The sequence below is a fragment of the Candidatus Saccharibacteria bacterium genome (assembly GCA_016700375.1).
GTDB lineage: Bacteria > Patescibacteriota > Saccharimonadia > Saccharimonadales > UBA4665 > JAGXIT01.
In genome coordinates, this window is the sequence record CP065016.1 from 131,531 (window position 1) to 154,351 (window position 22,821).

Below are 22,821 nucleotides of genomic sequence, written 5' to 3' on the forward strand. Positions count from 1 at the left end.
TGTTGGGTAAACATTAGCTCTCTTACGCTATTTCGATTCACTCTCTCATTAAATGAGGTGAAGTGCTATCTGGGAAATCGTTGTCCCAAGTGAAATACCCCAAGAAAAGACGGGACATTGTATTGTGGCCTAGGTGTATCTATGGTGAACGTCATTCTACAGAGTAAGAAGGTCGATACTTCTAATAGATATACCCCGTCGAGATGCATGGTCTACCGCGATATATCCAATTGCATTGCGTAAATCAGGCAATGCATGCGAGTATGCTTCTTTCCTACTGCCCGCCGATTGTAAGCCGTGTTTTCGTGCGTAACGTTTCATCTGTGCTGGCAGCATGGCAAAGCTGTCGATTTGATCTCTTTCCTGGGCAAGGACCAGGTGCAGCAACTCTGTCGGTAAAATGAGTATCTGAGCAAGGACTTTATAGTCTTCACTTCTCATGTTGCGTAGATTAAGTAGACCTGACGAATGAAGACTTATTGTTTTAGCACGGACGTTTTCAGGCGCAAGACCGAGTGCGGTAGGCATGATATTTACAATCCTGACGGGGTCTAACCCCAAAGCAGCCATAAAAGCCATACGAGCCTTGAGACTCTCTGGACTAATACTAAGTATGGAGGGGCTAGAGTTGATAAGAGTAGCAGGTTCAAACCCTAAATCTCGGATTGTTTGAAACTTTAACTTAACATGTTCGGTCGAGTTGCCTAAGCTACGCGGATTTACAGTAAAAATTCGCCTAGCGTTTAACCCCAAGGCTGTTGCATTATCAAATTTTGCTTGTATATTCTCAATCGACATGCCAAGCACTGAGGGAAGAAAATTGATTGTCTTGACAGGGTTAATCCCCAGTGAGATCAAGGCATTATACATTTCACTGATAGCCCTAACAGACCTGCCAATGACAATAGGGTCTTTATGTATAAGTTTTAATGCATCAAATCCTAAATTAGTTAGATTCTCTACTTTATACTTAACAGTGTCTACAGATAGGCAAATCGCAGTCGGATAGGTATTAATAATTGCTACAGCGTTGATGCCAAGTGCTGTCATGCTTTCAACCTTTGTTCTTATGTTTTCGGTTGAATACCCTAGGGCTGTCGGCACTTTGGCGATAACCGTATGTGCATCTAGGCCTAGGGCTGAGATATTATCAAATTTTTTTTGTATCTCTTCCGGCGCTAAACCAAGTACAATGGGGTATTTATGTATAATTTCTCGTTCATCCATACCAAGGGAATGCAGATTTTCAATTTTTATTCTGATGTTTTTGCCTGAAAAGCCAAGCGCTGAAGGAAGGCCTTGAACGATACTCGTTACATCAAGCCCCGCAGCCGTCATCTCACGTAAAGCTTCTATAGTGGTGCCTGAGGGGAAAAGGGTCGGATAGCGGTCGAGTATCTTTATGTATGTGCTGTGCATGGGGTGGTCAGAGCAACTCCAGCCAAGACTCTCACCAAAAAAAATGCGGCGCGCTTCGACGGTCTTAGCGATGAGCGTTGGTTGGCTATGTGGATTCATAACGCACGATGCCTCTATGATTAAGGGGTTTAGAGCAGTGATCTCCTCTTCTATAATAGCCCTATTTGCAAGCGCGCTAAACCAGACCGCATCATCTGGATGCAGCTGAACCGCAATGTCGTCACATTGCTCAACTAGTCTAACATTCAGCTCAGACATAACTAATTACATTATAAAACTTAATGGCGCCAGTAGCAATATTGTATAGGAAGAGTTTTATGGAGCTCTGGGGTATATGAACTCCACATTAGGTGGGGCATTCTTAGTAATTAACGCACCGCTATCTACCGATGCCGCGGTAGTGGATGCCGGCTTTTTCTATAGCAGCTTTGTCTAACATGTTGCGACCGTCTAGTACGTAGCGAATATGGTGTTTTTTCAATAGCGCTGGTGTAAGTTGCTTTACAAAATCGCTGTGCGCGGTGGCGATGAAGATTGCATCTGAAGTGCGCAGGGCACTTTCGAGCGAGCGAGAGAGATGAAACGGTCGAGCTAGTTTTTCGTCCGATACATAGGGGTCATACGCAGTGACCGAACCAGCGTAGCGTAAGAGTACATAGCCAGCTTCTATGGCGGCAGATTTTCGCGTATCTGCTATGTCTGGTTTATAGGCGAGACCAAGTATGGCGACACGGAGGTCCCGCAGGTTTTCGCCGTGGTTTTTTATGAGTCCGCTCAGGCGTCGTACGGCGTACTTTGGCATCCGGTCGTTTAGCTCGGCGGCATCGTCTAAAAAGCGCGTGTCTATGCCGCTTTCACGGGCGCGCTTTATGACGTAGTGAATGTCCTCTGGTATACAGTGGCCACCGGGCCCTATTCCGGGTTGCGCCAGCCTGAGTCCAAACTGGTCTACCTTGGACTGCAAACCTTCCATAACGCGACCAATATCCATCCCCACGCCGTCGCAGATAATCGCGGCGCTATTTGCCATGGCAATCATGACGTTCCGCTGGGTATTTTCCCACGACTTAACAAACTCTGCTTCTTCGGTAGAGCCAAGGGGAATAATTCGCGCATCGATAATGCTTTTATAAAACGCCACAGCTTTCTTGGTGCATTTTTCGGTAATCCCGCCGACTACACGGTTTAGGTTACCAACGTATAGCTTCGGGTTGCCGGGGTCAATTCTTTCAGGACAATGTGCCAGATAAAAATCTACCCCTGCTTTCATGCCAGATTGTCGCTCAAGTATTGGGAGTACTACGTCGCGGGTTACGCCTGGGTTTACGGTGCTTTCCAGCACTACGAGCTGGCCGGGACGCAGGTTTTTGGCGACGCTGCTGGTTGCGGCCTCAACAAGGCTCAAGTCTGGAATGTTGTGCTCAGTTGGAGTCGGCACGCATATGATGATAGTTTCTACGTCCTTCAGGGTTTGGTAGTCGGTCGATGTGTGCAGTTGCTTAGCTGGAACTTTTTTAATTGCTGCCTCAAACCGTGCATCATTTGCGTACGGAGAAGTCCGGCTGTCTATGAGCTTCAAGAGCCTGGTGTTAATATCTATACCAGTAACAGAATACCCTTTATTGGCTGCTTCAACCGCCAAGGGTAGCCCAACATACCCAAGACCCACTACAGCAAGTGTCTTCATGGAAACTCCTTAATAACCCAAGTGTAGCATAAAATCAGGGACAGTCGCAGCTATAGCTCTACCGTAGATTCGGTGCCTGCCTCATCGAGCAAGTAACATTTTTGCCCTAAATATGCTTTCTTGAGGTCTAGGGTATCAAACCTATTGCACGGTAGGACACTTTGCGTACCAGTGAAATAATGCCACACGCCATCGGGTGTTTGGTAGAAGAGTCCAACTGCGCCCGTTGGACTCGCCTCACCGTATATAGCGGCTTCGGCTGTTTTATACCCAGTAGATTGGCTAGATGTAATTTTCGGCAGTCCTAAGCGGCTATCTTCCGTCAAATATTGGCTATCTTTATTTGCTTGCCGGTAAACAGCATACAGCGGTTCGACCGCCTTCGCGGTTGGCTCATAGCTGGCTTTGAGTGCGCAGGTTAAGAAAACTGGCTTATTTGTATCTGCAGTGTCGAGGTAATAATTTATGCCACAGAGCGTGTCACTGCTCTCATATTTTACTAACGGGTAGTACCCCGCCTTGACCTGTTGTTCTGACTTTTTGAAATTATTTTCGTATAGAAATGCCTCTAACTTAGCTGCGGCTGGCTTAATTTGTGCCTCCGGCAACGTATCCTCCCAGCTTGTTGACAGGTCGAGAACGCCTACTGCGTAAAAATCGTATCCCTTAACTTTATAATCAGGGGCAGCATACTCTGCAGCTGCATCACCCCCTCCCATATGCTTTTTTACGGATTGCATAAACGCTTTCAGGTCTGTGGAAGTGGTCTTTTTTTGCGAAGTTTTTTGCGAAGATTGCTTAGTATTCTGTGAGACCGTTGCCTGTGGTTTCTTTTCGGGCTTTGTAAACCAGTATGCGACCGTACCGCCACCAATAAGGAACCCCGCTAACAAAACCCATAACAACCATGGGGAATGTCGGCTTGCTTGCGATACGACAATTTCAGAATGAGTATTTAGTGGACTTTGAGCTGTGGCCGAGACATTTGGTTCCGAAGGCAATTCATGAGATTGCGTTTTATTGGTATCGTCTGACATATTGCTCCTCCTATGCTGATTGTGCTAAGTATACACCTGTTTATGTGCCGTATAGAGTTGAACTACCCGATCCACACGAACTTTTTGGGTGTCATCTTGAGCACCGAAATGAATTCAGTGTAAACTCCGTCGAAAGATCTCATCGTATTTACACCTAACGGAATCCCTCCACGTAATTTACCCCGTACTTGATACGGGGGTCGGGATGACAATGAATAAAAAGTGTACATGGGTCAGGTTGAATTACACGTTTCTATCTGTTACAATGCAAGAGTTATATCAAATTCGAGCCTCCGCTGTTCAAGCGGGTTTGGCGGGAGAGGAGATATGTTTTGCTTGGGCACAGGTTATCCCAGGTGAAACTCTCTTCGGTAATATATACATCCCAGGTGAAGTCCTGGAGAAAGGGGCATATTTTGCCTACCATTAACCAACTGGTACGCAAGCCACGCGTAAAGGTGACAACCAAGACCAAGTCACCGGCGCTGCAGCGCGTTACCAACAACCTCAAAACGAAGAGTTATGAAAAAGCTGCGCCGTTCAAGCGCGGCGTGTGCGTAAAAGTTACCACCAAAACACCAAAGAAACCAAACTCAGCCCTCCGCAAGGTTGCCCGCGTGCGCCTTGGTAACGGCTACGAAGTGTGGGCCTACATTGGTGGTGAAGGCCACAACCTGCAAGAACACGCCGTCGTTATGATTCGTGGTGGTCGCGTGAAGGATCTTCCTGGTGTGCGCTACCACATTGTGCGCGGCACACTCGACCTTCAGGGCGTCCAAAACCGCAAACAAGGCCGCAGTAAGTACGGCGCGAAGAAGGAGAGCAAGTAGTCGCTATGCTCCAATTATCAATTAGCAATTTACAATTTTCAATGAATGATCAATTAGCAATTACCAATGAAAAGCAGAATCGCCAATCGCTAATCGCCATTCCATCGATAATCGATAATCGAAAATCGGTAATCACGACTGAAAGGAGCCTGTAGTGCCACGTAAAGTTACCGCCTCACTTGTTCGAGACATACCGGCTGACCGCATGTACGCTAGCGTACCGGTACAGCGACTCATAAACCGCGTTATGCGCGACGGCAAAAAGCAAGTTGCCGAACGCCTGGTGTACACCGGCATGGAAACTGCTGCCAAGAAACTTACGGTAGATAACCCGCTCGAAGTTTTCGAGCAAGCCTTTGCTAATATCCGCCCCAATGTGGAGACTCGTTCTCGCCGCGTGGGTGGTGCCAACTACCAGATTCCGTTTGAAGTGAAAGGGCAGCGCCAAAACCACCTGACCACCATGTGGTTTGTACAAGCTGCCCGCGCTCGCAAAGGTATGAGCATGGCCGACCGTATTGCGGCCGAGCTTATGGATGCCTACAACAACCAAGGTGCCGCCGTAAAGAAGCGTGAAGATACGCACCGTATGGCCGAAGCTAACCGCGCATTCGCGCACTTCGCCCGCGGCTAAACAGCAAAAGAGATAAGGAGTAAGAGATAAGAGTTAAGAAATGGCTGTCAATAATTTCAAAGACTTAATTGCTTGGCAAAAATCTCATCTCCTGGTGCTAGAAATATATACAATAACAAGCACTTTTCCAAAGTCGGAGCAATTTGGCTTAACGAATCAACTTCGTAGAGCAGCGGTCTCGATTGTGTCAAATATTGCCGAAGGTTTTGGCCGTCGGACTGTAGCAGATAGAACGCACTTTTACGATATGGCACGAGCATCATTGCATGAAGTTCAAGCTCAGCTTATGGTTGCGCGTGATGTTGGCTTCATGCAAGACACTGTACATGAGAAAATCGATACATTCAGCATAGAATGCCATAAAATATTGACAGGCTTAATTAATAAAACAAATGGTACGAAATAAGATCTTATCTCTTACCTCTTAACTCTAAGGAGTTTATATGGCTGATAAAAAAGTTTTAATGAAAGACATCCGCAATATGGGCATTATTGCTCACATAGATGCGGGTAAAACTACTACGACCGAAGGTATTTTGTACCGCACTGGTCTCAAGCACAAAATCGGTGCCGTTCATGAAGGTGAAACCACCACCGACTGGATGGCGCAAGAGCGCGAACGTGGCATTACCATTGTTTCCGCTGCGGTGACTTGTTTCTGGAAGGGCAAGCAAATCAACATTATCGATACGCCCGGTCACATCGACTTCACTGCCGAGGTGGAGCGTTCACTCCGCGTGCTCGACGGTGCGTGTGTGGTGTTCGACGGCAAAATGGGCGTGGAAAGCCAGAGTGAAACCGTGTGGCGCCAGGCCGACAAATATGGCGTACCGCGCATTTGCTTCATCAACAAAATCAACCAAACCGGTGGCGACTTCTACAAGAGTCTCGATAGTATTCATCACCGCCTGAGTAAGCGTGCTTTTCCGGTACACCTGCCAATTGGGTTTGAGCAGAGCATTAACGGTGTGGTCGACCTAGTGGCCATGAAGTCATATACCTACACCGAGTTTCATGACCACGAACTCACCGAGGGCGAAGTCCCAGCCGATATGCTCGACCAGGTAAAGAAATACCGCAGCCTGCTCATAGAAAACGCCGTGGCCGAAGACGAAGCCATGCTCGAAAAGTATTTCGAAGTGGGTGAAGACGGGCTAAGCGTTGAGGAAATCAAGCAAGCCATTCGTAGCGCCGTGTTAAGCGGTAAGTTCTACGCGGTGACCGGTGGTGATGGCCGCGGTGTTATTGTAGAAAAAGTGCTCGACATGGTAAATGACTACCTGCCCGCACCAGACGACCGTAGCAATGCTTGGGGCGTTCACCCGAAGACGGGTGACGAAATCGAGCGCAAGCACGACACCAGCGAGCCGCTGGCTGGCCTCGCATTCAAAATTACGACCGATCCATTTGTGGGCAAGCTGGCGTACTTCCGTGTGTACTCGGGTACGTTGCAGGCTGGTTCGTATGTGCTAAATAGTTCAACCGGTGAAAAAGAGCGGGTTGGCCGTATTGTGCGTATGCAGGCAGACAAACGCGAAGACGTCACCGAAGTGGTAGCGGGTGATATTGCCGCAATTGTTGGCCTGAAAGGCACAACCACTGGTAACACGTTGTGTGACCCAGCGCATCCCATCCAGCTCGAAAACATTACCTTCCCAGAACCGCCGGTGTCTATCGCTATCGAGCCAAAGACCAAGGCCGACCAAGAAAAAATGAGCCTAGCGCTCCAAAGACTGGCCGAAGAAGACCCAACCTTCCGTGTGCGGGTAGATGACGAAACGGGTCAGACCATCATCTCTGGTATGGGCGAGCTGCACCTCGAAATCTTGGTTGACCGCATGAAACGCGAGTTTAACGTCGAAGCAAACATCGGTCAACCTCAGGTTGCCTACCGTGAAACCATTCGTAAAGACGCGGTTGAAGCACAGGGCAAGTTTGTTCGCCAAAGTGGTGGCCGCGGTCAGTACGGTGACGTCTGGTTGCGTCTTAGCCAAAATGAACAAGGTGCCGGCTTTGAGTTCATCAACTCTATCAAGGGTGGTGTGGTTCCAAGCGAGTACATCCCCGCAGTCCGCAAGGGCATAGAAGAAGCCATGAGCAACGGCGTGATTGCCGGTTACCCAGTGGTAGACGTAAAAGTTGAGCTGTACGACGGCAGTTACCACGAAGTTGACTCCAACGAAATGGCCTTTAGTATTGCCGGTTCCATGGGCTTCCAAGACGGCTTTAAAAAGGCCGGTCCGGTACTGCTCGAGCCTGTCATGAAGGTTGTTGTCGTCACGCCCGAGGAATTCATGGGTGACGTCATAGGCGATCTAAACAGCAAGCGTGGTCGGATTGAGTCTATGGAAGACCTTTCGTCTGGGATTAAGGAAATAACAGCGTTCGTTCCACTTGGAGAGATGTTTGGCTATACCACAAACTTGCGTAGCATGAGCCAGGGCCGCGCTAGCAGTAGCATGGAACTCGACCATTACGCCGACGTTCCAAACAACGTCGCCGATGCTATCATCGCCAAGAACAGCAAATAGGTGTAAACTAAAGCTACGATGAGTAAAAAACCGACTGATCTAGATGATGTGGTGAACGTTATCTCGGATTTGACCGAGTTGTTTTCGACGCGCTTCGATAAAATGGATCAGCGCTTCGACAAAATGGATGAACGCTTCGACAAAATGGATCAGCGCTTCGACAAAATGGACGAGCGCTTCGACAAAATGGATGAACGCATCAACAGCATCGATATGCGCCTGTTTAGCGTTGAGCAGAAGCTACTGGAGCATGACGTACAATTCGCAAAAATCAATGAACGTATCGACCATCTCTACAGTGTGCTAGACAGTCACATGAAGCGGATTGAGGATATCGTGGCTGACAATGTAGCCCGCGACGCGCAACAAGCGCGCATGGAAAAGTGGATTTTCCAAATTGCCGATAAACTTGACCTAAAACTGAATTACGAATAGGCATCGTTTTACTTGATTTTAGCTCATAGTGTACGGTACAATTACAGAGTATCTCGCGTGAGGGCGTTGCTGTAGTACGTTACAGCAATATGGACCGCGTGAACACCTATCAATTTAATAACCTAATATAATAAAGAAAGGATTCGCTGGCTCCCCGATAAGGGAAAAAGAGCAGCCCGAGCAAAAATCACATTTTTTACCCGGAGCGATGAGAAAAAACCGTAGGTTTTGTCTCATTACAGCGAAGCGTCAATTTATGGCAGGAGTATTTGACCGAACCAAGCCTCACGTCAACGTTGGTACTATGGGCCACGTCGACCACGGCAAAACAACCCTTACTGCAGCTATCACCATGGTGCTAGCCAAAAAACTTCCAAGCGATGTCAACAAGCCAGTCGCTTATGACCAAATCGACAACGCACCAGAAGAAAAAGCTCGTGGTATAACCATTGCTACTTCTCACCAAGAGTACGAGAGCGAAAAGCGTCACTACGCGCACGTCGACATGCCAGGTCACGCCGACTACGTTAAGAACATGATTACCGGTGCAGCTCAGGTTGACGGTGCTATCTTGGTGGTGTCTGCTGCCGACGGTCCTATGCCGCAAACTCGCGAGCACGTTCTACTTGCTCGTCAAGTGGGTGTACCAAAGATTCTTGTTTTCATGAACAAGATGGACCTCGCCGATGCCGACCTCGTCGAACTAGTCGAGGAAGAAATCCGCGAACTTCTCGAAAAGAACGGTTTCGACCGCGACTGTCCAATCATCAAGGGTTCTGCAGCCAAGGCTGTAGAGGGCGATGCCGCCAACGAAGATGCTGTCATGGAGCTTGTGAAGGCTATGGACGACTACTTGCCAGAGCCAGTTCGCGACCTCGACAAGCCATTCATCATGCCTATTGAAGACGTATTCTCCATTAAGGGTCGTGGTACTGTTGCAACCGGTCGCGTTGAACAGGGTATTGTCAAAATCAACGACGAAGTTGAAATTGTCGGTATTCGTGCAACCCAGAAGAGCGTTGTAACTGGTATTGAGGCATTCAAAAAGAGCCTAGACCAAGGTCAGGCTGGCGACAACGCTGGTGTGCTACTTCGCGGTATCGAACGCGACGACATCGAGCGTGGTCAGGTGCTTGCAAAGCCAGGTACTATTACCCCTCACACCGAGTTTGACGCCGAAGTCTACATCCTCAGCAAAGAAGAGGGTGGCCGACACACACCATTCTTCAAGGGCTACAAGCCACAGTTCTACTTCCGTACCACGGACGTAACTGGTGAGGTTGAGCTACCAGCAGAAAAAGAAATGGTTATGCCTGGTGACACTGTAACCTTCAAGGTAAAACTGCTTGCACCTATTGCTATGGAGCAGGGTCTGCGCTTCGCTATTCGCGAAGGCGGCCGCACCGTTGGTGCCGGCGTGGTAACCAAGATTACCAAGTAATTTCACCTGGGATTACTTGCCCAACAGAGAAGCGCTCCACTTGGGGCGCTTTTCTCGTGCTTCTTTATCGTGCTACAATACTGCTATGAGTCAAGACGAGTTTAAAAAGCTGTTTCAGTATATCGAAGGGTTTCGAACGGAAGTCAGTCAACAGTTTGAGGCAAATACTCGTAAGCAAGATGAAACCATTGCTGCTGTAGCTGAGCTTGGTGGACATCTGCGGGATTATCGCAGAACTACTGGCGTTGAGCAGCAAAGTAGACCGATTGGAGAGATGGATTCAACAGGTTGCTCAAGTAACAGGGGTCCAGCTGCAGTATTAGAGGCAGAAAGTATCTTTTGATCACATGGCGCTCCACCTGGGGCGCTTTTCTTGTATACAAAAACTTTCGGTATACTGTGTAGCACGCTATGACGCACGAAACTAGCAAAGCATTTGTCGACTATTACCAGCTGCTTGGTGTTCAACCAGATGCAATGAACGAAGATATACGTACTGCGTTTGTTCGGCTTGCCAAGCTGCAACACCCTGACACTGGCGGTTCCCTTGAAGATATGCAGCAGCTCAACCTCGCCTACATGACGCTTAAAAATCCTCAAACGCGGCGAGCATACGACATGATGCATAGCTTTCAAACAGGTACAAGCGAATTGCATTATAGAGATATGCCAATGAGCGGCCACGCCGCAAAACCAAACGCCGAAGACGATGAAATAGACGATTTTATTAACGAAATCTTTGCCGAATACGCCGCAAAACCGTCGAAAAAACCCTTTCATAAAAAGGCCGCCTCCGCTCTCCGCTTCTACCGCAGAAAAACCTAAGCCCGACACAACTTATCTGTGACAGGCTGTAAGGTATCTTACTGTCATTACCTGCTGGTGACCTATACTGCTGATATGCCAGAAATAATTGGGGATAATCCGGGTGGCCCGGATGAGGTTTGGGGAGGAAAACAATTACATTTTGGCCCGTTGCTAGATGTGTTTGTGGGCGAAGAAATTATGGGAACTAGCGAGCGGCAGGAGCGTGTTTTTGCCGCATTTTTACACAGACCGGGTGAGGTAGTCGAAAACGAAACCCTGCAAAAGTTACTAGAACCAGATTCCAATGTCCCCGAAGGTCTAGTTGGAGTGCTTGGTCTTTTGCGACTCGTACAGGGCATGAGCGGGCACCCAAAGGGAACGCTTGAATTTTCGAGCGGCGGAAAGCACGTAAGTTTTGCGCTACCGCCTACTCGGCCGTTTAATATCACTAGTCTCGAGCAAAGCAAATCAGTAGTCAAAACTGCGCTCGAATCACCAAAAGCCAGAATCATAGGCGGATCTCTCATAGTTGGCGCAGCCGCAACAGCGGCATTTACGCGTCTAAAACAGGTACGCCAACAGCGAAAACATAGCGAACCGTCATAACAAAGAACGCTGCTTGGCACAAATGCGCATACATGGTATGATTTAGCGGTAAACTAACAGCTTTGACTAAAAGCCGTGCGCGTTCCCAGGTGAATTCGTAAGGTGTTACAAGGCCAAACCGGGTGAAGCCGGCGGTTTGCAGCAAGGAATGTAGTGTGGATTTTCCTTACTACTCACACCTTACTACTTACTACTAACCTAAAATCCGGAGGATTTTAACCATGGCAGAAGCCAAACAACCAGTACCGGGCAAGCAGCGAATTCGTATTCGCCTGAAGGCCTACGACCACAAAATCATTGACCAAGCCGCTAAGCAAATTGTAGATACGGCGCTTCGCACCGGCGCGAGCCTGGCTGGGCCAATCCCACTGCCAACGCGCAAGAGCACGTTTACAGTGGTAAAGAGCCCTCACGTGTACAAAAAAGGACGCGAACAGTTTGAAATGCGTGTACATAAGCGCCTGATAGACGTCTTCGAACCGACCCCAAAGACTATCGATAGCCTCATGAACCTCTCTCTCCCCGCTGGCTGCGACGTCGAAATCAAGATGTAACTTATTGGTCTAGCCAGCCTGTTTAATTGCTGCAATGTAATTTGGAAGCTGAAAAGTAAGCTCTATTTGACGAGGAGAGTCTGGCGATGCGCCATTAACTGCCCGCGTACATACTGTAGAATAATTAGGGTCGCTCACCAAGCGGTTATAAAAATCCATTCGTATGGAAGATAAGGTGTCTTCGTCCAATGTTCTGTTGCCGACCCGATAGGGTGGCATAAAAGAGCCGCCAAGTTTAGAAGATAAACGAAGTGCGCTCTCACAAAAGCCATGATACTCTTCATCAAACACAGAGCCTGACAGTATCACCCCGCCAACCGCAAGGACACGCTTCATTTCATCTGCTAAAGCCAGAGCCTCATCCTGCGAAGGTGTCCAGTAAGATGCGTATGAATCGTGTATGACATGAGCAGTTGCGTCTTTAAGTGTTCGAAGACCATCTAAGGCCAGTCCAGCTATAACGTCGTTTCCTGCGCTAGCTTGATACTGTGCGTTTAAGTCATCTTGTTCAAGGGCTATTCTACGGCTATTTCTGAACCAAGATAAAAAATCGGATCTTCCTGCGCCAATGTCGATAACTGTTTTGCCTTCGGCGAAGTTTGTTAGTGCTGCTAGGGAAATTCCGTGAGCACGAGCTAATTGCGAGCCGGTTCGGTCGGTACGTACTCGATCACTCGCTATACCTGAGTTCTTACGGTATGTAGTGAGCCGTGCGGTACATGCATTGACGGCAAGGGGTATTGCCGAATGTCCATCTATAACCGTACGCAGATTCTGTAAGTAAATGCTGGACGGTTCTGTGTCTACACGGTATCTAAATACATCTTGAGCCGTCCCAGTATGTCTCTGCATAGTATATAGTATATCATAAAATATAGACAAAGTAAATAATATGTGCTATAATAGGAAGCATGACGGTTGCTCCTAAGGTCGAGACAGCTGCAATGATGGAGGGTGCTGAAAAACCCTTTGAGGGCTTTGGTGCTGAACTAGATGCAGCTAACTTTTACTTTAAGCACACGCACGCTATAGACCCGCAGCGCGTGGAGCGAGTAGTTACCTTATTAGAAGATTTTTCTGGTCCCAGAATGAATTCGGCAGCAAAAAGCGCAGTTTTCTTAAGGGATATTTGCTCCGGCGTCGAAGATTCCTTGCTGGCACGTAATGCCACCTGGGCGCTGAATACGTACCGCACTAATACCTTTGATACTGAAGAAACCCAAACGTATAAGCTGGCGATTGCTCGAGACGTTAAGCGAATTGACGATTTTAGTCGCGAGATGTTCGAACAGGAGGCACGGACCTGTTCTGTTGCTGGTATGGTCTTTAGCGGTATTACACGAGTACTGAGCAAAAAAGAGCGCCGGGCGCACCAAGACCAACGGTGGTTGCGCGATTCTAACGCAAATGCTGGCGAGCTCCAAGAGCTTCTCGATACCAATAAACGGGCCATAAACCTTGAAGCAATGGTACACTACAGCGCCGAGGTGCTGGATGATCTCATGGTCGCTACCGGAGCGGTAGACGGCGTAAGGATGCCCGATGACGAAGTTCTCATGCGCAGAATCAGAGATGTAGATGTCATTTTGGGGCCGTTCCTGGAGATTATTGGGCATGATGGCATGGCAATGGCGCTCAGAAGCCATGCGAATATAGTTCGTCTACAAAAAACCGGGAACGTAGCCTTTGTCGACAGGGCAAAGAACATGCTCGAGCAATATACCGATAGAGAATATATTGCCGGCCAAATCGAAAAACTTTACGGGGAGCTTTTTGGAGGCGACAGCGTTGTAGAGCATGTTATTAGCAACAAAACCCAACACGGTATAGCCGTAGGTGAATCTGCATTTCGCTGGAGTGAATGTTATGCGAATGCTCGTGCGGTGTGGCGCGTAAAATCAGTTGGCTCGCTTGCAATGAAATTGTATCGGTACAGTAAAGAAGGGAAATCAACTGCGACGCCGCAAGATGTTATCGGTGTAACGCTCATCACTGACGACCCTGAACAGCTGAATAGCCTTTATCCCATGCTAGTTTTGAGCGTAGAATCATCACAAGCCATTAAGACGACTGTCGCCCCAAGCAAGAAGAGCGCCTATCATGTTCGGGGTGACGAGTTGTATGTGGAATTGATTTCTAAAGTGGTAAGCGAGCAATTCACTGAGGATGCCTGTACATTGCTTAGTCTCAGCCCGGTAGAAATAGATACCAAGAACGACGAAAATAACCTTCATCAAACCGCAAAAGCGACATTTACGTTTCATGCTTTGCCGCTTGAAGTGCAGTGCCAGACAGAATGGGCACGTGAGCGTTCTCGTATTGGAGCGGGCGCACATGGTTTTCATAAAAGCGGCGTCAGAGAGTTAAACCAGCATTTTATAACACAACTCCATAGTAGAAGGGCTGAATTAGGCACCATGGAGCTCACGAAGGCAAGTGCCGATAGTACCAGAAGATTTATGTCAAGCGCCGCTCAGAGAGGCATACCACCGGTAAACTACGGCATTGTTTAAAGGTTTACCAAAAATCACTCGTAGTATTATGTGCAACGGGTTGACAGGGGTTTGGGTTTTGTGATACCCTGTTGGGTACATACAAACATTTCCGCATGGTGATGTGAGGTAGGCCCCGCCAGAGGCGAGGAACCCCCGACCGCCATTTTCTTAATGTCACTGTACAAGACATTAACCGCGGATGGGTGAGTATCAATATCAATAACTCTTATAAAAAAGGAGCGTGTGGGTTCATGTGAACCTACGCAACATAACTATGAAGGCACTCATAACGAGAAAGGTTGGCATGACCAGTACCATCGCTGAAGATGGTACGACTCAGGCTGTAACCCTGCTTTCCGCTAGTCCCTGTGTGATTACACAGGTGAAAACCGATGAAACAGACGGGTATACCGCTGTACAAATCGGCTGCGAGGAAGTCAAAGAACACAAAGTAGCAAAACCACAGGCCGGTCATCTCAAGCCAGCCAAACAAATTGTGCGTATTATGCGCGAGTTCCGTGTAGCGGAAGTCACCGAAGACCTCAAAGTTGGAGAAACACTCAACGCCGAGGTCTTTTCAGTTGGTGACACGGTGCATGTAACTGGCACGAGCAAGGGTAAGGGTTGGGCTGGTACTATTCGCCGCCACAACTTCCACCGCGGCCGCAAGACGCATGGTGGCCGTAGCTACCGCCGCGTTGGTTCTATAGGTTCTATGTACCCTCAACACATTTTGCCCGGCAAAAAGATGGCCGGACACCTCGGTCACGACCAAGTCACTGTACGCAATCTCAAAATTGCACTTGTCGACGCTGAAAAGGGGTATATCGGTGTTGTGGGAGCTGTACCTGGTCCGCGCAAAGGTATTGTTATAATTCGCGGAGACGAATTATGAAAATGAATAGATTACCCATTACCCTGTCACCTGTCACCTTGGATTATCCTGTAGCCTGTCACCATGGTTATACGTCACAGGTTACACCTACGTCACACGTCACACGTGACACGCTAATCAGCGATGAAAGGAGCTTCTAATGGCCGTACCAACCTATACTGGTGCTGGCGTAAAAGCCACAACTCCCGCAAAACTCAGTAAAGAAATCTTTGCAGTGGAAGTAAAAAACCACCAATTACTGAAGCAAGCGTATGAGGCATATCTCGCAAATGGCCGAGACAACCTAGCCGTCACGAAAACTCGGGGACTCGTGAGTGGTGGTGGTCGCAAGCCATGGAAACAGAAGGGTACCGGCCGAGCTCGTTTTGGTAGCTCTCGCAACCCAATTTGGCGCGGCGGTGGCATTGTCTTTGGCCCTACTGGCGAAGAAAACTATACCAAGAAAATTTCTACGACCAGCAAGCGCGTTGCACTGCGGCAGGCCTTAAGCCTTGCAAATGCTGGCGGGAAGCTCATTGTTCTTGAAAAGCTTGCCAGCCGTGAAGGCAAAACAGCCGAAATGGCGAAATTACTCACAAAAGTCGGTGTTACTAGAAGCGCACTCGTTGTTGTTGCTAGTAAGAATGCCGAGCTCGTGAACGCTACCGCGAACTTACAGAATGTCATGCTGGTAAGCGCAAAGTACCTCAATGTGTTCGACATTATGAATGCCGACCATATCGTTATGACGAGCGACGCCCTCAAGGTCGTCGAAGAATGGCTGAAGCCAGTTGCTAAGACCGCGAAGGAGGCCAAATAATGCACGTTTTAAAACCACGTTTGAGTGAAAAGGCATTTGGTCTTAGCCAGACAACGAACACGTTTGCTATTGATGTTCCAAGCGAGCTCAACAAGTACGAAGTTGCCGCTGTTGTTAAGAAGCAATTTGATGTAGAGATTAAGTCTGTTCGACTGGTGAACCGCAAGGGTAAAGTCAAGCGTGTTATGAACACGACTGGCAAGCGTAGTAGTAACCGAAAGGGTGTTCAGGGCGATGTAAAGAAGGCGTATGTCACGCTCAAAGCGGGCAGTCACCTGCCATTCTTTGCCGCTGCCGAAGAAGAAATTGCGAAGGCTGCAGCCGATAAAGCCAAAGCCGCTAAAAAAGACGCTGCTCCTGCTAAGAAAGCCGGCGGCCTTAAGAAGCTTGTCGGCAAGAAGGAGGCAAAGTAATATGAATCATGAATCACGAATCATGAATCTAGCATGGGAAGTTATCGGCCGCAAGGCGGCAGGCATGATTCATACTACATACTTCATGCTTCCGCGACTGAAAGGAGCTGCATAATGGCAATTAAACAATACAATCCGACGACGCCTGGTCGTCGCGGTATGTCTAGCCAAGACTTTGACGCGGTGACTACACGTAAGCCACTTCGCTCACTGGTTGTTACCAAGCGCCGAGGCAATGGCCGCAATAACCAAGGTCGCATAACGACTCGTCATCAGGGCGGCGGCGCACGCAAGCACTATCGCTTGGTAAACTTTGACTTCAAGGGTGAAGGTGTTGTTGAGCACATAGAGTACGACCCAAACCGGAGCGCACGAATTGCACGTATTAAAGACGCCAAAGGTGCATACCACTATGTACTCGCTGCGAGCGGTATGAAGCAAGGCCAGAAACTGAGCGCCGATGCCGAAGCAGCTATAGAAATGGGCAATCGGTTGCCGCTAGCAAACATTCCGGTTGGTACCACAATTCATGCTTTAGAAATGAAGCCAGGGCGCGGCGCACAAGCAGTTCGCAGTGCTGGCAACAGCGCTATGCTCATGGCCAAAGAAGGCGATTATGCACAGGTTCGTATGCCAAGTGGTGAGGTTCGCAAGTTCCTCCTCGTATGTACTGCCAGCATTGGTGTGGTCGGTAACGAACAACACCAGAATGTAAAAATCGGCAAAGCTGGCCGTAGTCGTCACCTTGGCAAGCGCCCAAGTGTCCGTGGCGTTGTGATGAACGCTGTTGACCACCCGCACGGTGGTGGTGACGGTGGTCGTCACCGTATGGCGAAGGCGCCTCGTACGCCATGGGGTCAAAAGACACTTGGCTACAAAACTCGCCGCCGTAAAGATACTAGCAATATGATCGTAAGAAGCCGCCACGCGGCCAAGAGGAAATAAGCGATGGCAAGTCCTAACCCCAATAAAACATGTGGAACCTGTGCTCTCGGCGAACCACAAATCGATACTTTTTTCACATGCGGCAATTACAAACGTGTTCCACAATTTGATTCAACGGACGCTATAAATTGTAACGTTGACAACACAAACATCATTAGTTTGGGATGGAGTGTCCCTGGTCTAGAAGGGGTATGGCTAGATAGATACCCAAAGAACGCTAGCTGCGGACCATGCGCTGGTCTACTAGCCGCGACGCGCTCTCAGGTTGTATGTCACTTAACAAACATTGCTCTTCGGAAAGAGAACAGTGACTGGTGCGGTCAATGGCAGCCAGAAGGGAGTTTTTAAATGAGTCGTTCATTAAAGAAGGGGCCGTTTATCGATCCGAAGCTCGCGAAAAAAGTCGTGGCGCTTGGCCCAGAGGATCGCACCATTATCAAAACATGGGCCCGTGCTAGCACAATTGCCCCAGAGTTTGTTGGTAAAACATTTGCCGTACACAATGGCAAAGTCCACGTACCGGTTTTTGTTACCGAAAATATGGTTGGCCACAAGCTCGGTGAATTTAGCCCAACGAGAAAGTTTAGGTCTCATGGCGGAAAGCTAGCCAAAGGTAAATAGGATGAATAAAGAATCAAGAATCATGAATCATGTTAAGGAAATTATCAGCAGCGAAGCTGCTGGCATGATTCATACTTCATACTTCATGATTCAGAAGCCGGAGGATATATGTCTGTAAAAGCAGAATCTAAAGGCGTACGCTTGAGCCCTCGTAAGGTTGCCGCTGTTGCGACGCTTGTACGAGGTCGCACTGTAGCCGATGCTATTGTCATTCTTGAACATACACCCCGCCGGGCAGCTCTTTCTGTGCTTAAGACAATCAAGAGTGCTCAAGCAAATGCCGCCCACAACCACAACTACAAAGCCGATACCCTAGTCATTACTGAAATTACGGTCAATCATGGCCCACGTATGAAACGATTTCGACCTGCTGCCATGGGGCGCGCGCTGCCATACATGAAGCGGAGCAGCCACATACGAGTTCTCGTCGATGGTGAACAACGTCCAACCAAAGCTGTTAAACCTGTAGCGAAGGAGACTAAGTCATGAAAATCCTAAGCACTAAGCACGAAATTCTAAACAAATTCAAATATTCTAATGTTTCAAATTTTCAAATTTTGGAACTTGTTCATTGTTTAGCATTTAGAAATTCGAATTTTGGATTTACTCCAGAAAGGAGTGCATGATGGGTCAGAAAGTTAACCCCATTAGCATGCGCCTGCAAGCCAATAAAGATTGGCGGAGCAAATGGTTTGTCGGCAAACGACAATACGCCGATTATCTTGCCCAGGATCTGCAGGTCCGCAAGCTCATTCAGGATAAGTTTGGCTCACGCGGTGCTATTAATAAAGTCGACATAGAGCGTTCGCCTAACCTCGTTACCGTTACAATCGCCACAGCAAAAGCTGGCGTGGTCATTGGTCGTGGTGGTCAAGGCGCCCAAGAACTGAAGGCCGCCATAGAAAAGGTATATGGCGTACCGGCACGTGTAAATATTGAGGAAGTAAAAAAACCTGACCTGTACGCGAAGCTAGTTGCCGAGAACATTGCACATCAGCTAGAGCGACGTATGAGCTTCCGCCGCGCTATTAAAAGCGCGAGTGCCGCCAGTATGCGTGCCGGAGCAAAAGGTGTCCGAATAGAAGTTGCCGGCCGCCTGAACGGTGCTGAAATGAGCCGCCGCGAAAAAGAAGCTGTTGGTTCAGTGCCACTACATACCATCCGTGCAGATATTGACTTTGCCTCTGCCCGAGCAAACTGGCCCGGCGCAGGCATTATTGGTATCAAAGTTTGGATATACAAGGGGGACAAATAAAATGATTTCATCATTTCAATTATCCTTTGGCCTGTCACCTGTCACATTGGATTATCCTGTCGCAATTACCAATTGTTACATGTCACATGTCACGCCAATGTCACAGGTTACAGGTGACATGTTAATCGCGACTGAAAGGAGCTTTTAATGTTGCTCCCAAAAAGAACTAAATTCCGCAAAGTCCGCAAGGGCAAGATTCGCGGTGTTGCCACAGCTGGCAATTACATTGCCTACGGCGAATACGCTTTGCAAGCACAAGGTCACGAACGTATAACGAGCCGACAAATTGAGGCCAGCCGTCAGGCGATGACAAGGTACATTAAGCGCGGTGGAAAAATCTGGATTCGCATTTTCCCGCATACGCCCGTTACCCGCAAGCCACTGGACGTCAAAATGGGTAGTGGCAAGGGTTCGCCTGAGTTTTTTGTTGCCAAAGTTCGCCCGGGCACCATTATGTTTGAAATGCAGGGTGTCAGTGAGGAAACTGCAAGAGAAGCTATGCGCCTCGCTGGTCACAAGCTGCCAGTCAAGACAAAATTTGTCGTGAAGGAGGGCGTGTAATGAGGTATAAGCATTCAGCGGAAAGGGGTAAGGGGTTTTCGTCTAGAACCCTTACTACTTACTACTTACTACTTACTACTTCTGAAGTGATGCCCGAAGGGAGGAACGTATGAAAATAGCCGATATTCGTAAGCTTACTACGGCAGAATTGACCAAAGAAACAGTAAAGCTAAAAGATGAAATTGCCGAACTGCGTCGTCATATATACATGGGTGATAACCAAAACGTACGAGATGTACGTAACAAGCGCAAAGACCTTGCTCGTATGCTCACCGTTTTAAGCGAAAATTTAGTTAAGGAGACGAAATAATGGAAAATCCAAATTCCAAATTCCAAACTCCAAACAAATTCCAGCACTCAAATTCCAACGAAGCTCATTTGGAACTTGGAACTTGGAACTTGGAGCTTACAGCTCCTGAAAGGAGTCTGTAGTTATGGCCAAAACTATTACTGGTGTCGTCACGAGCAATAAGGCCGACAAGACCATTGTCGTCACTGTGCGAGAACGAAAAACGCACCCGTTGTACCGGAAGCAGTACACCACAACGACCAAGTTTATGGCGCACGACGAAAAGAACGAAGCAAATGTGGGTGACAAAGTCGTTATTGTCGAGACCCGACCAATTAGCAGACGAAAGAGTTTTACCCTCGGTAGTATTATCGAGAAAGCCGAAGTAAAGCATGTTGAAGCAGCCGTTGAAGTTCCGGGTGTAACCGATAAGGAACATGAATCATGAAGTATGAATCAAGAATCATGAAGAAATCTGGAGCTATCAGTCACAGCTCGGCTGACATTCTTCATTCTTCATACTCCATACTTCTGCGACTGAAAGGAGCACTCTGATGGTACAGCAAGAAACTCGTCTCGTCGTCTGCGATAACAGCGGTGCAAAGGAAATTCTCTGCATCCGAGTGCTCGGTGGTACTCGGCGCCGCTATGCCAAGGTAGGTGATATTATTACCGCCACGGTAAAGCAAGCAAGCCCAACCGGGAACGTAAAGAAGAAATCGGTGGTACGGGCGGTTGTTGTCCGTACACAGAAAGAGCTGAAGCGCAAAGACGGCAGCACGATTAAGTTTGATGACAATGCGGCGGTGATTATCGGCGACGACAAAAACCCGAAAGGCACACGCATATTTGGCCCTGTGCCACGAGAACTTCGTGATATGGGCTACGCCAAAATTATCAGCTTGGCGCCGGAGGTACTATAAATGAGTAGTAAGCAGAAAGTAGTAAGTAGTAAGGTGTTTAAGATTAGATTGAAAAAAGGTGACCTTGTGCAGGTGCTAAGCGGAAAGTACAAAGGCAAGCAGGGCAAAGTTGTTCGCACGCACGCTACAGAAAACAAAGTTACCGTAGAAGGCGTGAATATTGTCAAGAAGCACCAGAAGCCAAACCAGGCGCACCCGCAAGGAGGCATTCTTGAAATAACCAAACCAATTGCCGTCGGTAAGGTTGGCATAGTTGACCCGACCACAAAGAAACCGACTCGTATTGGGTACAAGATGAACAAAGATGGTAGCAAGACTCGTATATATAAGTCGAGCGGCAAAGAAGTGAAGATAGAAACAGCCCCCAAGAAGGCTGAGACCAAGAAAGAAGCGAAGGTACTATGAAGACAAGATTACCAATGAACCTGTCACCTGTCACCATGGATTACCCTGTTACCTGTAACAATTGCGACACGTCACATGCTACACCAATGTCACACGTCACACGTCACACGCTAATCAGCGACGAAAGGAGCTTCTAATGGCAGAAGCGACTACAACTAAGAAAGCTCCAAAGACAGCTGCGCCATACGTAGCTCGTCTAAAGACCGAGTACAATAACCAGTATGCTACAGAGCTCATGAAGGAACTTGGGCTTACCAATGCACATCAGGTACCACGGCTTGAGAAAATCGTTGTCAACGTCGGACTTGGCAAGGCCAAGGAAGACAAAAAGACGATTGAAGCGGCTAAAAATACGCTTCGCAAAGTCACTGGCCAAGAACCAGTCGAGACTGTTGCGAAGAACTCAATTGCAGGCTTCAAACTCCGTGAAGGCAACATGATAGGCTTAAAACTGACGCTTCGTGGTGAACGCATGTATGAGTTTATGGATAGACTCATTAATATTGTGCTGCCGCGTTTGCGTGACTTCCATGGTGTCAGCAACAAGGCATTTGATAAACAGGGCAACTTTAGTCTCGGGCTAACCGACCAGAGTGTGTTCCCGGAGCTTTCGTTTGAAGAAACTACCACTCCTCACGGGTTACAAGCAGTTTTTGTTATACGCGCCGAGGAAAAAGCACACGCTAAAGCACTGCTGAGCAAATTTGGTATGCCGTTTGAAAAGGAGAATTCAAAATGAGTCATGAGTCAAGAATCATGAGTCATGAGTGGAAAATACCAGCAACGGAGTTGCTGTCAATAATAACTCGGCGGAGCCGAGACGATGGAGTCTTGTCTCATGACTCACGTCTCTTGACTCTGCGACTGGAAGGAGCCCTGTAATGGCCAGAAAATCGAACCTCGCGCGTGATAAAAAGCGCATCAAGATGATAGACAAATACGCTGCAAAGCGCAAAGAGCTAAAAGAGCTTGGTGATTTTGACGGTCTCGCAAAACTACCTCGCAACAGCTCTCCGACTCGCCGTAAAAATCGCTGTGTCGAAACAGGGCGGCCACATGCCTACATGAGACAATTTGGCTTGAGTCGTCTGTCTTTTCGCGAGCATGCAAGCAAGGGTGAAATACCTGGTGTAACGAAAGCGAGCTGGTAATGGACGCTTCGCTTCAATTTTCATTTAGCAATTTTCAATTAACAAAGAATTATCGATTGGCCATTAACAATGTAACTACAAATCGCAC

Annotated in this window: 29 protein-coding genes; 25 read left to right on the forward strand and 4 right to left on the reverse strand. The window is 48.1% G+C overall.

Translation table 11 applies throughout. From position 1 onward, the window contains the following. Nucleotides 1-156: 156 nt before the first annotated feature. From IPP75_00625 to IPP75_00635, 3 genes are all read right to left on the reverse strand, one after another. Nucleotides 157-1,677: a hypothetical protein gene (locus IPP75_00625; GenBank protein QQS69640.1), complete on the reverse strand. Its 1,521-nt coding sequence runs from the start codon at nucleotides 1,675-1,677 to the stop codon at nucleotides 157-159. Nucleotides 1,678-1,798: 121 nt separating this feature from the next. Then, the gene (locus tag IPP75_00630; protein QQS69641.1) at nucleotides 1,799-3,106 is read right to left on the reverse strand and encodes a nucleotide sugar dehydrogenase; all 1,308 of its coding nucleotides are present in this window, start codon (nucleotides 3,104-3,106) and stop codon (nucleotides 1,799-1,801) included. Between the two features lie 50 nt (nucleotides 3,107-3,156). Next, nucleotides 3,157-4,143 (reverse strand): hypothetical protein, encoded by a 987-nt coding sequence (locus IPP75_00635; protein QQS69642.1) that lies wholly within the window; start codon nucleotides 4,141-4,143, stop codon nucleotides 3,157-3,159. Between the two features lie 416 nt (nucleotides 4,144-4,559). On the opposite strand from IPP75_00635, the gene rpsL reads away from it, so the two are divergent. The 10 genes from rpsL (at nucleotide 4,560) to rpsJ (ending at nucleotide 11,981) form a co-directional block, all read left to right on the forward strand. Next, nucleotides 4,560-4,973 (forward strand): 30S ribosomal protein S12, encoded by a 414-nt coding sequence (gene rpsL, locus IPP75_00640; GenBank protein QQS70133.1) that lies wholly within the window; start codon nucleotides 4,560-4,562, stop codon nucleotides 4,971-4,973. A 154-nt stretch (nucleotides 4,974-5,127) separates the two neighbouring features. After that, complete coding sequence (gene rpsG, locus IPP75_00645) at nucleotides 5,128-5,607, forward strand: 30S ribosomal protein S7 (GenBank protein QQS69643.1); 480 nt, start codon at nucleotides 5,128-5,130, stop codon at nucleotides 5,605-5,607. A 40-nt stretch (nucleotides 5,608-5,647) separates the two neighbouring features. Then, complete coding sequence (locus tag IPP75_00650; protein QQS69644.1) at nucleotides 5,648-6,013, forward strand: four helix bundle protein; 366 nt, start codon at nucleotides 5,648-5,650, stop codon at nucleotides 6,011-6,013. A gap of 37 nt (nucleotides 6,014-6,050) precedes the next feature. Then, on the forward strand, nucleotides 6,051-8,138 hold the full coding sequence (fusA, locus tag IPP75_00655; protein QQS69645.1) for an elongation factor G: 2,088 nt from the start codon (nucleotides 6,051-6,053) through the stop codon (nucleotides 8,136-8,138). Between the two features lie 18 nt (nucleotides 8,139-8,156). Continuing rightward, nucleotides 8,157-8,573: a hypothetical protein gene (locus IPP75_00660; GenBank protein QQS69646.1), complete on the forward strand. Its 417-nt coding sequence runs from the start codon at nucleotides 8,157-8,159 to the stop codon at nucleotides 8,571-8,573. 256 nt (nucleotides 8,574-8,829) lie between these two features. Further along, nucleotides 8,830-10,014 (forward strand): elongation factor Tu, encoded by a 1,185-nt coding sequence (gene tuf, locus IPP75_00665; protein QQS69647.1) that lies wholly within the window; start codon nucleotides 8,830-8,832, stop codon nucleotides 10,012-10,014. Nucleotides 10,015-10,099: 85 nt separating this feature from the next. Then, complete coding sequence (locus IPP75_00670) at nucleotides 10,100-10,357, forward strand: hypothetical protein (GenBank protein ID QQS69648.1); 258 nt, start codon at nucleotides 10,100-10,102, stop codon at nucleotides 10,355-10,357. A gap of 68 nt (nucleotides 10,358-10,425) precedes the next feature. Then, entirely contained in the window at nucleotides 10,426-10,839 is a 414-nt protein-coding gene (locus IPP75_00675; protein ID QQS69649.1) for a DnaJ domain-containing protein, read from the forward strand. 75 nt (nucleotides 10,840-10,914) lie between these two features. Then, nucleotides 10,915-11,427: a hypothetical protein gene (locus IPP75_00680; protein ID QQS69650.1), complete on the forward strand. Its 513-nt coding sequence runs from the start codon at nucleotides 10,915-10,917 to the stop codon at nucleotides 11,425-11,427. Between the two features lie 221 nt (nucleotides 11,428-11,648). Next, complete coding sequence (rpsJ, locus tag IPP75_00685; GenBank protein QQS69651.1) at nucleotides 11,649-11,981, forward strand: 30S ribosomal protein S10; 333 nt, start codon at nucleotides 11,649-11,651, stop codon at nucleotides 11,979-11,981. Between the two features lie 9 nt (nucleotides 11,982-11,990). Here the strand turns inward: rpsJ and IPP75_00690 are convergent, their stop codons facing one another. Next, nucleotides 11,991-12,833 (reverse strand): hypothetical protein, encoded by an 843-nt coding sequence (locus tag IPP75_00690; GenBank protein ID QQS69652.1) that lies wholly within the window; start codon nucleotides 12,831-12,833, stop codon nucleotides 11,991-11,993. 59 nt (nucleotides 12,834-12,892) lie between these two features. Between IPP75_00690 and IPP75_00695 the strand changes: the two genes are divergently transcribed. From IPP75_00695 to rpsN, 15 genes are all read left to right on the forward strand, one after another. Continuing rightward, a complete protein-coding gene (locus IPP75_00695; protein QQS69653.1) occupies nucleotides 12,893-14,494 on the forward strand; it encodes a hypothetical protein in 1,602 nt (533 codons plus the stop codon). A gap of 256 nt (nucleotides 14,495-14,750) precedes the next feature. Then, complete coding sequence (gene rplC, locus IPP75_00700) at nucleotides 14,751-15,371, forward strand: 50S ribosomal protein L3 (protein QQS70134.1); 621 nt, start codon at nucleotides 14,751-14,753, stop codon at nucleotides 15,369-15,371. Nucleotides 15,372-15,510: 139 nt separating this feature from the next. Beyond that, entirely contained in the window at nucleotides 15,511-16,170 is a 660-nt protein-coding gene (rplD, locus tag IPP75_00705) for a 50S ribosomal protein L4 (protein QQS69654.1), read from the forward strand. Further along, on the forward strand, nucleotides 16,170-16,583 hold the full coding sequence (locus tag IPP75_00710) for a 50S ribosomal protein L23 (GenBank protein ID QQS69655.1): 414 nt from the start codon (nucleotides 16,170-16,172) through the stop codon (nucleotides 16,581-16,583). Before rplD ends, IPP75_00710 begins: the two co-directional genes overlap by 1 nt. Before the next feature lie 114 nt (nucleotides 16,584-16,697). After that, entirely contained in the window at nucleotides 16,698-17,528 is an 831-nt protein-coding gene (gene rplB, locus IPP75_00715; protein QQS69656.1) for a 50S ribosomal protein L2, read from the forward strand. A 348-nt stretch (nucleotides 17,529-17,876) separates the two neighbouring features. Then, a complete protein-coding gene (rpsS, locus tag IPP75_00720) occupies nucleotides 17,877-18,149 on the forward strand; it encodes a 30S ribosomal protein S19 (protein ID QQS69657.1) in 273 nt (90 codons plus the stop codon). Between the two features lie 108 nt (nucleotides 18,150-18,257). Further along, complete coding sequence (rplV, locus tag IPP75_00725) at nucleotides 18,258-18,638, forward strand: 50S ribosomal protein L22 (GenBank protein ID QQS69658.1); 381 nt, start codon at nucleotides 18,258-18,260, stop codon at nucleotides 18,636-18,638. Nucleotides 18,639-18,774: 136 nt separating this feature from the next. Then, nucleotides 18,775-19,404, forward strand: coding sequence for a 30S ribosomal protein S3 (rpsC, locus tag IPP75_00730; protein QQS70135.1), 630 nt, complete (start codon nucleotides 18,775-18,777; stop codon nucleotides 19,402-19,404). A gap of 147 nt (nucleotides 19,405-19,551) precedes the next feature. Then, a complete protein-coding gene (rplP, locus tag IPP75_00735; protein QQS69659.1) occupies nucleotides 19,552-19,965 on the forward strand; it encodes a 50S ribosomal protein L16 in 414 nt (137 codons plus the stop codon). A gap of 109 nt (nucleotides 19,966-20,074) precedes the next feature. Next, the gene (rpmC, locus tag IPP75_00740; protein ID QQS69660.1) at nucleotides 20,075-20,275 is read left to right on the forward strand and encodes a 50S ribosomal protein L29; all 201 of its coding nucleotides are present in this window, start codon (nucleotides 20,075-20,077) and stop codon (nucleotides 20,273-20,275) included. Between the two features lie 124 nt (nucleotides 20,276-20,399). Continuing rightward, on the forward strand, nucleotides 20,400-20,702 hold the full coding sequence (gene rpsQ, locus IPP75_00745) for a 30S ribosomal protein S17 (protein QQS69661.1): 303 nt from the start codon (nucleotides 20,400-20,402) through the stop codon (nucleotides 20,700-20,702). 106 nt (nucleotides 20,703-20,808) lie between these two features. Continuing rightward, nucleotides 20,809-21,177, forward strand: a complete 369-nt coding sequence (gene rplN / locus IPP75_00750; GenBank protein ID QQS69662.1) for a 50S ribosomal protein L14 — start codon at nucleotides 20,809-20,811, stop codon at nucleotides 21,175-21,177. Between the two features lie 42 nt (nucleotides 21,178-21,219). Further along, complete coding sequence (rplX, locus tag IPP75_00755; protein QQS70136.1) at nucleotides 21,220-21,582, forward strand: 50S ribosomal protein L24; 363 nt, start codon at nucleotides 21,220-21,222, stop codon at nucleotides 21,580-21,582. Nucleotides 21,583-21,718: 136 nt separating this feature from the next. Then, complete coding sequence (gene rplE / locus IPP75_00760; protein ID QQS69663.1) at nucleotides 21,719-22,321, forward strand: 50S ribosomal protein L5; 603 nt, start codon at nucleotides 21,719-21,721, stop codon at nucleotides 22,319-22,321. Between the two features lie 142 nt (nucleotides 22,322-22,463). Continuing rightward, on the forward strand, nucleotides 22,464-22,733 hold the full coding sequence (gene rpsN, locus IPP75_00765) for a 30S ribosomal protein S14 (protein ID QQS69664.1): 270 nt from the start codon (nucleotides 22,464-22,466) through the stop codon (nucleotides 22,731-22,733). Nucleotides 22,734-22,821: the final 88 nt, after the last annotated feature.